This is a genomic window from Acinetobacter higginsii (assembly GCF_000369525.1).
In the GTDB taxonomy this organism is placed as follows: Bacteria; Pseudomonadota; Gammaproteobacteria; order Pseudomonadales; family Moraxellaceae; genus Acinetobacter; species Acinetobacter higginsii.
In genome coordinates, this window is the sequence record NZ_KB850072.1 from 519,291 (window position 1) to 534,702 (window position 15,412).

Annotated in this window: 12 protein-coding genes, 1 tRNA gene and 1 pseudogene; 11 read left to right on the top strand and 3 right to left on the bottom strand. The window is 39.0% G+C overall.

Annotated elements, in window-relative coordinates:
* The first annotated feature begins 67 nt into the window (after positions 1 to 67).
* The 3 genes from F902_RS08465 (at position 68) to F902_RS08475 (ending at position 3,482) form a co-directional block, all read left to right on the top strand.
* Positions 68 to 985 carry a DMT family transporter gene (locus F902_RS08465; protein WP_005202646.1) on the top strand — a complete coding sequence of 306 codons (918 nt, stop codon included), beginning with the start codon at positions 68 to 70 and terminating at the stop codon, positions 983 to 985.
* 291 nt (positions 986 to 1,276) lie between these two features.
* Positions 1,277 to 3,307 (top strand): NADPH-dependent 2,4-dienoyl-CoA reductase, encoded by a 2,031-nt coding sequence (locus F902_RS08470; RefSeq protein ID WP_005202647.1) that lies wholly within the window; start codon positions 1,277 to 1,279, stop codon positions 3,305 to 3,307.
* A gap of 85 nt (positions 3,308 to 3,392) precedes the next feature.
* Positions 3,393 to 3,482: transfer RNA gene (locus tag F902_RS08475), tRNA-Ser, on the top strand.
* Between the two features lie 445 nt (positions 3,483 to 3,927).
* On the opposite strand, the gene F902_RS08480 is transcribed toward F902_RS08475, so the two are convergent.
* A complete protein-coding gene (locus F902_RS08480; RefSeq protein WP_004801557.1) occupies positions 3,928 to 5,277 on the bottom strand; it encodes a hypothetical protein in 1,350 nt (449 codons plus the stop codon).
* A gap of 149 nt (positions 5,278 to 5,426) precedes the next feature.
* Here F902_RS08480 and F902_RS08485 point away from each other — a divergent pair, with 149 nt between their 5' ends.
* The 3 genes from F902_RS08485 (at position 5,427) to F902_RS08495 (ending at position 8,082) form a co-directional block, all read left to right on the top strand.
* The gene (locus tag F902_RS08485) at positions 5,427 to 5,600 is read left to right on the top strand and encodes a helix-turn-helix transcriptional regulator (RefSeq protein WP_228127864.1); all 174 of its coding nucleotides are present in this window, start codon (positions 5,427 to 5,429) and stop codon (positions 5,598 to 5,600) included.
* Between the two features lie 216 nt (positions 5,601 to 5,816).
* Entirely contained in the window at positions 5,817 to 7,151 is a 1,335-nt protein-coding gene (locus tag F902_RS08490; RefSeq protein WP_004699698.1) for a YagK/YfjJ domain-containing protein, read from the top strand.
* A gap of 1 nt (position 7,152) precedes the next feature.
* On the top strand, positions 7,153 to 8,082 hold the full coding sequence (locus F902_RS08495; protein ID WP_004699700.1) for a hypothetical protein: 930 nt from the start codon (positions 7,153 to 7,155) through the stop codon (positions 8,080 to 8,082).
* Positions 8,083 to 8,153: 71 nt separating this feature from the next.
* On the opposite strand, the gene F902_RS08500 is transcribed toward F902_RS08495, so the two are convergent.
* Together F902_RS08500 and F902_RS08505 are read right to left on the bottom strand one after the other, a co-directional pair.
* The gene (locus F902_RS08500) at positions 8,154 to 8,663 is read right to left on the bottom strand and encodes a hypothetical protein (protein WP_004699703.1); all 510 of its coding nucleotides are present in this window, start codon (positions 8,661 to 8,663) and stop codon (positions 8,154 to 8,156) included.
* A gap of 113 nt (positions 8,664 to 8,776) precedes the next feature.
* Positions 8,777 to 9,898 carry a putative periplasmic lipoprotein gene (locus tag F902_RS08505; RefSeq protein WP_005202648.1) on the bottom strand — a complete coding sequence of 374 codons (1,122 nt, stop codon included), beginning with the start codon at positions 9,896 to 9,898 and terminating at the stop codon, positions 8,777 to 8,779.
* Positions 9,899 to 10,698: 800 nt separating this feature from the next.
* On the opposite strand from F902_RS08505, the gene F902_RS08510 reads away from it, so the two are divergent.
* The 5 genes and pseudogenes from F902_RS08510 (at position 10,699) to F902_RS08530 (ending at position 15,410) form a co-directional block, all read left to right on the top strand.
* Positions 10,699 to 11,016 carry a hypothetical protein gene (locus F902_RS08510; protein WP_004801552.1) on the top strand — a complete coding sequence of 106 codons (318 nt, stop codon included), beginning with the start codon at positions 10,699 to 10,701 and terminating at the stop codon, positions 11,014 to 11,016.
* 63 nt (positions 11,017 to 11,079) lie between these two features.
* Positions 11,080 to 12,135, top strand: a complete 1,056-nt coding sequence (locus F902_RS08515) for a DUF932 domain-containing protein (RefSeq protein WP_004801549.1) — start codon at positions 11,080 to 11,082, stop codon at positions 12,133 to 12,135.
* A gap of 146 nt (positions 12,136 to 12,281) precedes the next feature.
* Positions 12,282 to 13,409, top strand: a complete 1,128-nt coding sequence (locus F902_RS08520) for a YqaJ viral recombinase family nuclease (RefSeq protein ID WP_004801545.1) — start codon at positions 12,282 to 12,284, stop codon at positions 13,407 to 13,409.
* Between the two features lie 146 nt (positions 13,410 to 13,555).
* On the top strand, positions 13,556 to 14,455 hold the full coding sequence (locus F902_RS08525; protein WP_004801544.1) for a recombination directionality factor: 900 nt from the start codon (positions 13,556 to 13,558) through the stop codon (positions 14,453 to 14,455).
* Between the two features lie 168 nt (positions 14,456 to 14,623).
* A pseudogene (locus F902_RS08530) lies at positions 14,624 to 15,410 on the top strand (IS5 family transposase).
* Positions 15,411 to 15,412 lie beyond the last annotated feature (2 nt).

The following is a 15,412-nucleotide window of genomic DNA, read 5'->3' on the forward strand; positions in this document are numbered from 1 at the left end:
ATAGCATTATTCATGATGTCATTTATTTTATACACTAAGCTTACTTTTTATCGGTTGAGTACAACACGTGAATATTCGAGTCGTGAGTGCAATCGCGTTGCTGTGTCTGGTTTGGGGTTCGTTATGGGGCTTGGTCAAACATAGCTTACAAGTGTTTCCACCATTTCTATTTATCTCTACACGGTTGATTTTAGCTGCATTGACATTAATGCTGGTACAACGGATTTTAAAAAAATCCATTTTGCCTGAGCAAGCTGAGTGGAAGCCCTTAATCATTTTAAGTGTATTGATCTGTTTTGGTTTTTATGCCACGCAGACCTTTGCAATGCAATTTGTTGGTTCAGGTTTATCAGCTGTACTGGTATTTACCATGCCGATTTTTATTGCTGTATTAGCGCATTATTTTTTAAATGAAAGGTTGAATACCCAGAAAATCTTGGGGCTCGTTTTAGGAACCTTGGGACTCATCGCAATTTTATGGCCGCAATTACATCATGTGCATATGAATATGTCATTGCTGGGGCAGGTGTTACTCATTGGTTCAGGCTTTTTCTGGGCACTATCGACGGTTTACATCAAAAAGAATTTTGCCACCTATGACAAAATTAAACTGACCATTTGGCAGCTTCTGCTAGGTGGAAGCTTAATGTTTGTTATGGCCTTATTGTTCGAGCCTGTAGATGCTCAGGTTTGGCTGAATCCGCTGAATGAATCTGCTTTATTCTATATTGCGGTGGTAGGAACGGGTTTTGCCTTTGTGCTTTGGAACTGGATTGTCAGTCAGGTAGATACTTTTGTCGCTTCGATTTCGATTATGTGTATCCCGATTCTGAGTCTGTTTTTTGGTTCGTTGATCTGGCATGAAGCTTTGACGCTCAATATCCTAATTGGTGCTGCTTTTATCTGTATGGGGATTGTGATGAGTTCACTTAAAATGAAAGTACAGAAAAGTCGCTTAGCTTATTCAGGTAATCAACAACATTAAATTGGGCAGCATTGGTCAGCATGAGAATAAGCCGAAGCGACTATCAATAAGTCGGAGCTTAATGTTTTAGATTGAATAAAAGCAGTCACTATTATTGTGGCTGCTTTTTTATGTCGACCTGCTTCTGTAATTCAGCAATCTTTATAGAAGATGTAGCAGAATCTTAAGTAGGTTTAAGTCAAATTGACACTTTCAACAGCTAAATTTTTAGATAGAGTCATCCCAAATCAACAAAAAAGTATTAAAGTACTATGCAACAAGTTGCAAAGCCAAAATTAGAGAAGGAATACCATGACTAGCTATGCAAATATCTTAAAACCATTACATTTGGGTTTTACTACCATTAAAAACCGTGTGGTAATGGGTTCGATGCACTCCGGTTTAGAAGACCGCTTCTTTAACTATCCTAAACTCGCTGCGTATTTTGGTGAGCGAGCAAAGGGCGGTGTAGGTCTAATTATCACCGGTGGTATTTCTCCAAACCGTCAAGGCTGGTTGTTGCCAGCGGGCGGAACCATGAATAGTTTGGCAGATATTCCTCATCATCGTTTAGTTACCCATGCAGTACATAAGCATGGTGCAAAAATTTTGATGCAAATCCTGCATTCTGGCCGTTATGGTTATCATCCATTTTCGGTATCTTCTTCTCCGATTCAAGCACCGATCAATCCATTTAAGCCTCGCCAAATGTCTGATTCTCAGATATTAGCAACCATTGATGATTATGCACGTTGCGCGAGCTTGGCTAAAAAAGCAGGTTATGATGGCGTAGAAATCATGGGGTCGGAAGGTTATCTAATTAACCAGTTTCTCAGCAGCCATGTGAATAAACGTACTGACCGTTGGGGGGGTGATATCGACAATCGTATGCGCTTTCCAGTGGAGATCGTCAAAGCGATTCGTGCTAAAGTCGGTGAAAAATTCATTATTGCATTCCGTTTGTCTTTGCTTGATTTAGTACATGATGGCAATACCATGCAAGAAGTGATTGTGGTTGCCAAGGCATTAGAAAAAGCAGGGATTACACTGTTAAATACAGGGATCGGTTGGCACGAAGCCCGTGTTCCTACCATTGTAACCTCTGTGCCGCGTGCCGCTTTTGTGGATTATACCGCAGCAGTCAAACAGCACGTTTCTGTTCCAGTGATTGCATCAAATCGTATTAATATGCCTGATGTTGCTGAAGAGATTATTGCTTCTGGCAAGGCGGATATGGTGCAAATGGCACGTCCATTCTTGGCAGATGCTTATTGGGTGAATAAGACTGCAACCAATCGTGTGGATGAAATTAATACCTGTATCGCGTGTAACCAAGCCTGCTTAGATCACGCATTTAAAAATGAACGTGTCAGCTGTTTAGTCAATCCGCAAGCGTGTCATGAAACAGAATTGGTTTATATCAAAACTAAAAAACCAAAGCGTATTGCGGTTGTCGGTGGCGGGGTGGCGGGTATGTCTGCTGCGACAGTAGCTGCAAGCCGTGGTCACGCCGTGACCTTATTTGAAGCAAATCATGATGTTGGCGGTCAGTTTAATTTAGCCAAAGTGGTACCTGGAAAAGAAGAATTCCATGAGACCATCCGTTACTTTAAAGTGCAGCTGAAACAAACGGGTGTAGATGTTCGTTTAAATACACGTGTAAACCGTGAACAGTTAGAACGTGAAGGTTTTGATGAAGTGGTTGTGGCTACGGGTGTTGTACCACGTGCATTGAAGATTCAGGGCAGTACTGCACCTCAAGTGTTGTCATATGCAGAAGTATTACGTGGCGCAGAAGTGGGTCATAAGGTTGCTGTGATTGGTGCAGGTGGGATTGGCTTTGACGTATCAGAGTTCTTATTAAAACCACCACATCAACCACAGCCGCAACCCTTAGCAGAATGGCAACGTGAGTGGGGTGTAGATCCAGATCCTAACTATGTCTCTGAAGGTGGAATACAACGTCCAGAAGTTGAAATTCCAGTGCGTCAGATTTATTTATTGCAGCGCAAAACCACACCACTCGGAATTGGTTTGGGTAAAACCTCTGGTTGGGTACATCGTGCGCAACTGAAAAAGCATGCTGTGCGTATGCTACGTGGTGTGCAATATAAAGCGGTGACCGATGAAGGTTTGTGGGTTGAGCATAATGGTCATGATCAATTGTTGCGCGTAGATACCATTGTCGTATGTGCGGGGCAGGAATCTGTTAAAGATTTAATGCCTAAAGAGGGTGAAAACACTTCTGCGAACTATCATATTATTGGTGGTGCGAAGCTCGCAGCAGAGCTAGATGCCAAGCGTGCGATCCGAGATGGTGCTGAATTAGCCGCAAAACTCTAAAATTGATGAAACATTATGCATTTGAATACATTGCAATTAAATTTCTCTTGTATAAAGAGGGCAAGCTTTGTATTCTTACGCACATGGAAGCGTGGCAGAGCGGTTTAATGCACCGGTCTTGAAAACCGACGAGGGTGTGAGTCCTCCGTGAGTTCGAATCTCACCGCTTCCGCCAAATATTTAAATAAGCCCTTGTTTTTACAAGGGCTTGTTTTTTATCTATGATTTTACCCCTCAACCTACCCCTCATCAAACATTGGATTAGGTGATATCTAAAGAGACATCTTTTTACTTATTTGGACATCATATTAGTTGAAAGAAAATTTCTAGTAGAATTCCAAACTGATTTTAAGGTGGGGAATTTTGCAAATATCCACTTTGGTCTTATGCTTGAATGGTCTGTTGTATTTGGTTTTTTACTGTTGCTTATCTTTACTTTCATCTTGGATGAGTTTTCTTGATCTTATACATTCTGTTTATGAGATTTTATCGATTCATAATTATGGGCAGACTGTAAAAAAATAAATCTACCCATATTCTTTAGATGCTTGTAAGTGATGTTAAACCCATAAATTTGATGATACTGGTATATCATACGGACTGTTAAGTTGTCTGCATCCTTACAGATTGATGATCTCATATAAATTTTCTGGTGATAAATTTTTCACCATATCATTTAGACCTTTACTTAGACTTGCTTTACTAAATGTATGTTCATAAAGTATGTCCCTCATACCACAAGTGATAAATATTGTTGCTTTTTTAGGCTTTATGGTTTTTATATCTTTATCATTTTCAAGTAATTCATAAAGCGTTTGGAACAAATCGGAAAAATAATCCATGCCTGTATGATTGATTGAGTTGCGACGATCTTGATTGATAGCATTCTCAATTATAGTTTGGTTTGCAGAGCCGTGAATTTCACTTAGCATAAATTTAGAATAATTCGCTGATTCAAACTGCTGGATGTTACCCTTGTTGATCTTTGTTTCAAAAATTTTATCGTAGTAAATCAGGCTGATTAGCGCAGTAAGAATTGCATCAGCTCTTTTGAGTACTTCAAGTGAATTTGCACAATCATCTAAAATGATGCTCAAGCTATGAATTTTTTCAGAAACCTTATTGTCAATAATAGGCTGGGCATCTGTCCCATTTCTCTGATTATCTAATCTTGTAGCCATAAATTCATGTATAAATTTACTTAAAAGCACAGGCAGATTGCTAACATCCTCTTCTAGATTTAGATGAAGATTTATGAACTTTGAAGGTGGCAAATTGGCATCTAACGGAGAGCATCCAATAAATGATTTTGTGGACTTCTGTAGTGGTGTACCATAAATTTTCAATCCTTTAATTGCATTCCTAACTTCGTGATATGAAGGGACTTGAGTTATATTTGTGCCTTTTATATCTTTGCTATTCTTAAAATTATGATATTCAATATAAATTTTAAGATAATCCAAAAATAGAGATTTAATATCCCAGAATGGTAACAAGTCAGGTAAGAAATACTTTTCGTTCAAAATACGTTTGAGGTTTGTCGAAAAATTGGGGAATTGTGTCCATTCTTCATAACTTTTGATGTTTTCCCAAAATATGCAATAAAGTTCTTCAAATATTGATGTTAGTTCATCTGGTTGAAGTAAATGGTTTAACAAAAATATATCTTCATCCACTAATTGCCTTGTTTGACAATATCCCATTACATGGTTGAGTAACTGTCTGCCAAAGACAATTATCTCTACTTCAATCTTGATTTGCTCAATAGGTAGTGACTTTCTTTCTTTATATTTTTCAGTTAGCAGGTTGACCAGTTGCCTCAATATTACATCCCTAATACGTATTAACTCGTTATACAGATTTGGGAAAGTTGCTTGAAACTCTCTTGCTTTTACAGCTTGCTTTACTAATTTTTGCATTACAGGGTGAGCTATTCTGTAAATTTCATGATCGAAGACGGGATTACTCATTTAAATACGCTACTTAACAATTGTGAATCTTGTTTTGCTGATGTTTCTGAGGATTCTAGAGCATATTTATATCCGAAGACATCCACATCAGGTTTAAATCGGAGTAAACAATGCAAACCTCAGAAACCAAAAAAAATCAGATTCTTAGAATGAAAGGAGTAACAGAATTAGTCTGTTTAAGTAAATCAAGTCTGTATGACAAAATGAACCCGAAATCCAAGAGATATGATTCGTCTTTTCCTCGTCCGATTAGATTGGGACTATCAGCCGTTGGTTGGTTAGAGCAGGACATAATAGATTGGATCAATTCAAAAAAAAGCTAACCAGATTAGCAAGATATCTTTACAACTCTCACATACCCTATTAACCCTTATAACACTGTAATTCCTTGATTTCGAGGTCATGGGATTACAGTGATTTTTACGCCTGACCATTTGTGTTACTTATATGATCAGTATATCTAATAATATTAATTATTATATAAATTGACTTAATTAACAAATTGTTAGGTGTAATTACGTACAGAGAAGTTCATTATTATGAATCAATCATCCTATCTTATGAGTAATAATCAAACACCTGCTTTAGCACATGAATACTTAACACAAGTACCTGAACACTTTCTAAATCAGCAGACTGAAATAACTGATACTGATTCATCTAATCAGCCCATTCAGATTACAGCACCATTGGAAGAGCAACAGTCTTTACTCAATTCAATGTATGAAGAATGCTTCAATGCAGCAGACGATCAGCATTCAAGCTCATTGGCATTGGATTACTTATTAGATTTCAACACTGAATATAACCAATATGAAATTCGATCAAATCCTGAAGCTGAGAAAATATTCTCAGAAATTGAATTAGTAAAACAAATCTTAAAACACAACTATGTGCAGGCTTATCGTAAGATCAAAGGCACTCTGTATCATGGATGGTATGAGCCTATTGATAAAAAATTCATTGAATTATTAAAGCAAATACTCATCCAAGGGTTTGATCCTCTAGAGCATTATGATTGTGAGCATCATAAGATTGTTATGCAAGCGTATAACGAAATTCTAAAGGGTTATTTTCATGCTGATTTTTATCTACATTACCCCAATGATATTATTCAGCTAAGAAATACTGATGGAACAATAACTTCAATTTGTTATGCAGAATTAATTAATCTATTCATTGAACGTTTGTATTTGCTAACTCAAGAAAAGGAATTCAAATACCAACAGAAAAAACGAAGGGAACGTTCCCAATATCAGCAAAAGGTCGCTACAGAATGTGTAGATACGATACTGGCTAAACATTCGAGAATTGTCATTGCTCGTGTCGATTTTCGTTATGGAAAAACACAAAACCCTGAACTTGCCCAAGTCAAAGCAGATTTAATCACATGCCTTCGTTATTTAAAGCGTACTTCAAATTTACGTATATTGGGCTATCTATGGAAATTGGAATTTGCCGAAAAAACGGGCTATCACTACCACTGTTTTTTCTTTCTCGATGGTCGTAAACACTCACAGGACATTAAGTTAGCACAACAGATTGGTGAGGTCTGGAAAAGAGTGATTGGTGATGAGGGGACTTACTATAATTGCAATATTGATGCTCACAATGGCAAATACAAAGATGTCGGTATTGGCACCTTACATCGCAGTGATAAACAAAAATACGAGTATTTGATTAAAGCCATCCGTTATATAACCAAAAGAGACCAATTCATTGTGCATAAAAGGATTAAGCAGGATGAAGAGAATGAGCAAAACCTTAGAAATGATAAAGCCTACTTCATACGTGTATTTGGTAAAAATATTGCTAAGGATGTTGCGATAAAAATGGGTAAATCTCTTAAAAATACTGGTCAAAAGGAGGCATGAAATGACTCATTATTCAGCGACTCCTCAAGCACACTATATACCGCAGACACCAATTATCCCATTCATGCTGGATGTTAATACTCATTTGTTCTTAGGACAGAGTATTCAAAATGCAGCTCAAATTGAAAATGGGAAACTAGCGGTTATGGATAAACGATCACCCAAATGTTTGGATAAGAATTATCGTATATTTTTAAATTCTCTACCTTGGCTGCATTATCACCGTTTGGTATTACATGGATTTCAACTAAATCCTTATTGGGCTGCAATCTTTGATACAGTAGGCTTTTCTCATTACGGTAATATGAATTACCTTGTAGAGAATGCAGAGCTTATTCATGATCAATTTAAACATAAGTTTCTGAAACGACGGATTGCACTGGAATATACAAAATTTATTGAACCAATTAATGAAAGTATTAAATTCCAAAAGGCATTGTTTAAACGTTGTCTAGACAAACATAAGCAGATCAATTGTATGATCTATGATTTACCTTGTATGTTTACTATTCCCTTACAATTTGATGCCGAAGTTAAATTACCAAAACTTGCTAGTAAATGGCTGGAAAGATTACATCAATCCGAAGAATTAGCTGGCAAGCTGTATGATGTGCAATGGCGTATTGTGAAATCACTGAATGGATTTTATTCAGTCCATGCCATCATTTATGTGATTGGTGATGAGTGTAAATATTCTGATTTTATCTTACGGGTATGGAGAGGGGCTTGTTTACACAAGGGACATGAGCTTGTGCAAGGATCACCTTATTTGGTTTGGGAAAAACACTGTTACTTTGCGGACAGTGATATGCGTAGCTACTGGAGTAAACAGCTTGAGTTTCTAAATGGCCCCCTCAAACTTTATCGGTATATGAGTCAGCATATTTCCTATTTATGGCAAAGCTATACAGGGAATATCCCTGCTAAGTAAACTTTTCAAATATAAGGCGCTCTGATTAGAACGCCTTTTTTATGCTTGTATAAATCGCTGTGATTAAATCTCTAAAAATTATAGGTATAGGTCAAACCACTGTTGGTGGTGATGGTCACTTCACGGACATATTCAGCGGAACAGCCCAAGTAGACTTTTGCCACTGAGCCATAGCGCATATTTTGGTAATCGTAAGTGCCTTTGCTTCTGCAATTACCACGGTTGATTAAAACCCCTGTGATGGTGGTTGGCGCATCGTTCAAGGACATGATGTTTAACAAATCGGTATAGCCTGTCATGGAGTATTGTGATTCTTCACGACGGACACGGACTTCAAATTGTTCTTGTACAGTGGGTTCAGTCCCTTCCTCAGCATTATATGACTCATCTTCCAGAAAGGATTTATCAACGGCTGGAAAATCATCTTCAGATTGAGGCGGAGTTTCAGTCGCATCAGCAGTGCTATGCTCACTTGTTTGAGTTGGGGTATCCTTTGGTTTTGGTGCATCGTTACCTGAATTACACGCAGTTAAAGTCAGTAGCAACACACTGGATAAAACAATCGATGGAATAAAATTCATTACACATGCCTATATTTAATCGAATATTGTGATCTACAGGGTTGGGTGAAAGCCCAACTCTGTGTATTTAATTGTTTGGTCAATCAATTTTTTACTTTTTATAAAAGTGGGAATTACTCATCGATCTTTTTAAATACCTTTTCGATCGGCGTGTAGTTTTCCAAGCTAAAATCAAAAGGAATTGGCTTTTTCAGTGTCACATCAAATTGCTTTAATCGAGCATTTTCTATGCCGTTGAAATGTTTGCGTTGAAAGGACATGGTGCTCGGTTCAAGGATGGCAATCGGTTCATTCGCAGAATCAGCTTGAGTGTTGTTGGCCTGATAAATGACTAAGCTCTCTAATTCCAATTTATGATTATTGAAGTTAAAAATGTAACCGACATACTTCTGTCCACCAGCCGTAATAATATTTTGTGCTAACTCTGGCGTGGATGGGGCTGTGAAATTCACAATAAGATCAGATGCGAAATTCATATTCTCAAAATGTAATTGTTTCGAATCAGCATCGTAATAAACAAAATTATCAATCGGACCATTTGGTCGATCATTCGGTGTATAGCTGCTTGGCATAAACAGACTTTGACCAGACGTAGCATTTAAACTGAGTCCTAAAAGCTTCAAGTCATAATTTAGATGGGCATTTTTAGTATCCAACTCATTTTGAAGTGTCTGAATACGTTGTTGATATTGTTCTGTACTCTCAAATTGATCTTTTTGTGGTGGAGTCACCTGCATTGTCGATCTTATATAATTGATTGCCGTATCATGCGCTGCACGCAAAGAATAGTCATCACCTAAAGCAAAAGTGAATGCAGGAAACTGTTGATCAGTATGTCCGATCACTAAAACTTGATTGTTTTTTAAAGCCAGCACATTTCTTAAATCATTGAGAATGGACTGGAAATACACGCAGTTTGCACAATAATCTGCAACATCGTCATTTTCAGCAAACATCTGCAATCCATAGATGGTTTTATACGGTGGATAAAAGGAAAAATACCCCTCATCTTTGATGAGTTCCTGAAAGTCTTCTCCAGTCTTTGTTAGCGGAGGTGTAATTTTATTGCGAGCGATAATCAAAGGAGAAGAAACAGCCTGTGCAGGGACAGCATCATTCAATGACATGTTTTCAATCTTTTGAGATAGTTCTTTATTCTCTACATCATCTTGTTGTGGTTTTGAGCAGCCGACCAACGCAAGGCTGGTGAGCAGCGCAATTGAAATGTATTTCATCCTATTATTTTCCCCATCCAATATTTTTTAAGTTTTTAAAAATGAATTATGAAATTGCCTGTAATTTCAAATACATTTTGCTTGGCTGTCATAGGCTCTAGCGATGCTGTTACTGAGCACAATAAGGACAACCAAAATAAGCTGTGCGATGAATTTCATGATTTTTATCCAGCACAAAACACCACTGACCAAAATGGATGCAGCAGTTAATTGATGCCTTGAGTCAATCAGGACACAGTGAAAGCGTGTGATAAATGAATTGGAATAAAATGCCTGAGAGGCAGAGAAAGTGCAGGGGAATAATAAAGCACAGTAAATTGCGTCATGGTTGACTCCTAGATGAATTAGAAGTTCTACCGAATCACTGTCAATTGATTATGGTGGCAGAACGAAAAGGGGTTGACAGACTGGACATCTAGAACCAGCACGCGCGAACGCGTCCCCCTCCCGTTCTACCGCAAAGGGGGACGAGAAGGTTTTTACACATACAAAGAATACTCAGATGAATAAACTCCGATGCGCTAGATGAGCGGTCTGTCAAAACCGACTGACAATGTAGGTCAGCCCTTGCATCATAATCGCTGCTAAAAAACAGGTCAATTGATCTGTTTAATCATCATTCAAAAATTGCCTAAAACTGATGAAAAAAAACGCATTCTAAAAAAATACAAATACATAGCATCTAATTGAGAACAGTGTTTCTCCATTTGAGATAGCACCAATACATGCTTCAGCTACATTGCAATCATTTTGCCTGCTTCCCCAGCAGGTTTTTTTATTCATTTACAGGAAATACCACAATGAGTTTGCCATGTCCTTATTGCCAGTCCCGAGAGACGGTACTGCTTGAATCAACCCAACATTTACCCAGTACCTCAACCAATAACCCCATTTCCAATAGTGTGATGTCACCGATGGCACTTGCCACATTAGGAGTGAGTGTTTCCAAAAGCCTGAATATTCCTCCAATTGCAGGTGCAATCGTTGGGGTACTGATTGGCGGTATCTGGATGTTGATCACTGAAGATGAACAGCAACAACCGCTTCACCCAACTTATCGCAAACAGTATTACTGCAACAACTGTGACCGCAGCTTTAGCCCGAATTTACGCAATTAAGTATTTAGCAAAATTTAAATCGAACCCTTTTACCCATTCAAAATCGATACAGGAATTATTCTTATGGCACATTTAGTTGAAACTATGGCATTCACTGGACAAACCCCTTGGCATGGGTTAGGCAATGAACTCACACCAAACCAACCCATCGAGGTTTGGGCACAACAAGCAGGCATGGACTGGCGGATAGAATCCTCGGATGTCAATTACATGGCACAGAATGAACGTGGACAAAGCATCATCATGCCTTTTGAAGAACAACGAGTGCTTTACCGTTCAGATACGCATGCACCTTTATCCGTGGTCAGCCAACGCTTTCAAGAAGTCCAACCGATGGAAATCCTACACTTCTACAAAGACCTGACGGAGCAATCAGGCTTTGAACTGGAAACCGCAGGGGTACTGAAAGGTGGCAAGAAATTCTGGGCATTAGCCAAGACTGGACAGACTTCAGCACTCAAGGGTAAGGATGTGAGTAATGGCTATATTCTACTAGCGACGGCTTGTGATGGCACTCTAGCAACCACTGCACAGTTCACCAGTATCCGGGTGGTATGTAACAATACTTTGGCAATTGCTCTCAAAGGACAAAATACCAGTGCAGGTGTGGTTAAAGTCCCACACAGCACTCGTTTCGATGCTGAGAAAGTTAAACAACAGTTGGGTATTTCAGTCCGTGCATGGGATGAACACATGTATGAAATGAAACAACTGAGCCAGCGTAAGGTAACTCAGCAGGAAGCAGCAGCCTTCTTTGATGCGGTGTTTAACAATACCAACCTAACTATGGCTGAACAAGATGAAAGCATCATTCAGTTCTATCGAAATGCTGCTATGCCAAACCAAGGCATCAACACCCCAACCAAAGCGGACAATAAAACCGAGCCAAATGGACGTGCCATGTCGAAAGTCATGACCATGTTTAACGGACATGGACGTGGTGCAGAACTGAGTTCAGCCAAGGATACCGCTTATGGATTATTGTGCAGCATCACCGAGTTCTGTGACCATGAACGTCGAGCGATGAGTACCGATCATCGACTCGATTCAGCATGGTTTGGTGCAGGGGCTGCCATTAAACAGCGTGGTCTGGAACAGGCATTGAGAATGATTGCCTAAATTCAGTTTCAATTAAGCCAGCTCCATTAGCCTAAGCATACAGTAACACCGTACAAGCACAGCAACACCTTTAGCCGCACCCTCATGCGGCTTTTTTATGCCCAAAATTCAGCTTTTACGATTTTATCGATACAGGAATAATTGCAATGAATAGTCATACTCAAATTCAAAACACGCTAAATAACCCACCACTACAACCCTATTTACCGAATCTAAATCAATCCATTCAGCAGATTGAGGTGGGAACCCGAACCAAACGAGATCGACCGAATACGCAACCACGAAAGACCAAAGCCCTTACAGCAAAAAGACTTGCCAACACCAAACAGATGAACTATCAACAATGGTTAGAAGTCAGAAAACAGGGTATTGGCAGCAGTGATGCAGCAACGGCCTGTGGACTGAATCCCTATATGTCGATGCTGGAACTGTGGATGATCAAGACAGGGCGGATGCAACAAAACATCGAGGATGAAAGTGCAGGTTACGCACCCTTGTACTGGGGAAAAAAGCTAGAACCTTTGGTGGCTGAATACTACAGCATGCACACCAATCATAAAGTCCGTCGAGTTAATGCAGTATTGCAACACCCTGATGAAGACAAACAGTTTATGTTGGCGAACTTGGATTATGCTGTAGTCGGTAATGAAGAAGTGCAAATTTTGGAATGTAAAACCGTGGGGGAATATGGCGCAAAACTATGGCGAGATGGCGTGCCTTTATATGTGCTGTGTCAGGTACAGCATCAATTGGCAGTGACAGGTAAACAGGCAGCGCATATTTGTGCCTTGATCTGTGGGCATGAAACCAAAATCTATAAAGTGACTCGTAATGAAACTGTGATTCAGCACATCATTAATGCGGAACGTCATTTCTGGCAATGTGTCGAAACAGGTATTCCACCCAGTGTAGATGCTTCGGATTCAGCAGCTAAAGCCTTGCAACAACTTTATCCTGAACAGATTCCATTAACAGTAGAAGACCTGACCCAAAATGAACAAGCTAATTATTTGTTTAATCAGTTACTAGAGGAGCGACATAAAGTTGAACAACACCAGCAGTATTTTGATGAACTGAAACATCAACTACAAATGATGATGAAAGAAGCAGAGCGAGCGGTATTTACAGGTGGTTCAGTCACATGGAAGAAATCACAAGACTCAATCAGCCTAGACAGTAAATCATTGCTTAAACAGCATCCTGAATACCTACAGCAATTTCCCCAAACCAAAGCAGGAACACGACGCTTTCAGATTTATCCGAATGGTGGATAGGGCTGATACCCAAGTAACCCATTTCAATTTAACTAACACCCCAACCAACTGATCCCATACCCCAAACAAGTATGGGATTTTTTATGCCCAAAATTTATTTATCCAAATTTAAACGCCATTTCAACATCTATATAGAGTACATCATCATGATTAAAGGTTTAGCTATTACCCCACCTGTGTTGGGGCGTATCAGTATCGGCAAAATTGTCGAAAAGAATGGAAAACGTCTGCCTGAAAAAGATGATCAATTTACCATTACCAGCCAAATCCAAAATAAAGATGGGTGGGTCAAACATCCACTGGATGAGCAACTACGTGCCAAAGCGCCCAATCAGAACCAAAAGCTGAGAAGCATTCCAGTCCGCATGATCTTCAATGATCCCGATCTCAACTTAAGAGCAGAGTACAGCCTATTTGACCGCCAAACTGGACGTTTAATCTGTTCAGGCAATGGCGAAAGCTGTCAGCGACTCGGTCAAAATGGCATTGAACAACATCCTTGTCCATCCCCTGATTTATGTCCATTGGCACAGGGTGGATTATGCAAGCCCTATGGCAGACTCTACGTCAACTTAGATGAATCAGATGAGTTTGGTACTTTCATCTTTAGAACCACAGGCTTTAACAGCATCCGCACTTTGGCAGCTCGACTTCGTTACTATCACGCAGCATCGGGTGACTTACTTTCTTGTTTGCCATTGCAATTGACCTTGCGAGGTAAAAGCACCACACAAAGTTACCGTACCCCGATCTACTACGTGGATCTGACTTTACGTGATGGCACAAACCTGAAAGATGCGATTAGTTCAGCCAAACAGATGGATGAACAAAGTAAGACAGCAGGGTTCTATCAGGAGGCTTTGGATCATGTGGCACGGCAGGGTTATGGTAATGCCTGCTTTGAGGTGGGAGGTGAAGAGGGTTTGGATATAGTGGAGGAGTTTTACAGCGTTGAATCTCAAACAGAGCATCAGCAAACGCATGATCTCACTCATGTTCAAGATATTCAGAAAGGCTTACAGCAGTCGGTTCAAGCTCTGAATTAAATACTGTTGGGGGCTAAGAAGCCCCCAACAGTAATATTGCTACTATTTTTTATTAAAAAATTTGAACTACTTATTGAATCAATAAACATTAGGGTCTGTTGACAATTGTTGCCTAAAAAAATAGCGAGATAGTAAAATCAAATCGCCAAACCCAATTTTACACTCGCTATGCCTCGTACAATGCTGAATGATCAACACTGGTCTAAGTTAACTACCATTTTCCGTCATTTTAATATTTATCTCAAATTAAATTTGAGGAATTTTATCGAAGCTATTCTATTTAGGATACGTACAGGTTGTCCTTGGAGAGATTTACCTCAGGAATTCGGTAAGCCAAACTCTATTTTCAAGAAATATAATCGCTGGTCTAAAAACAACAAACTTATGAATATATTTAAGTTATTTAGTCAGCATGCTGATAAAGAATGGATTTTTATTGATGGTAGTCATGTTAGAGCACATCAACATTCAGCAGGAATTAAGAATCAAGATATTTCTAAAAGTATCGGTGGCAATAGTTCTAAAATACATTTAGCAATTGATTCAAATGGTAATCCAATTGAGTTTATTATTTCTGACGGAACTTCTCATGATATGAAAATTGCCCCAGATCTTGTATCAAAACTAGATTTAAGTGAATCAGAAATGCTGTGCGCTGATAAAGGTTACGATTCTGAAAGTCTTAGAAAGCAAATTCAAGACAGCAAAACAAAACCAAATATTCCTAGAAAATCAAACACAAAGTCTAGTAATGATCACATGGATTGGTATATGTATAAAATCAGACACTTAGTTGAGAATTTATTTTGTAGATTGAAACAATTTAGGGGGATTGCGACACGATATGACAAGCTAAAGCGTAATTATCAAAGTGCAGTTGCTTTAGCTTGTATATTTATATGGTTACCGTTATAGAGTGAATTATGAGCAAGAAATGTCAACACACCCTACTTAAGT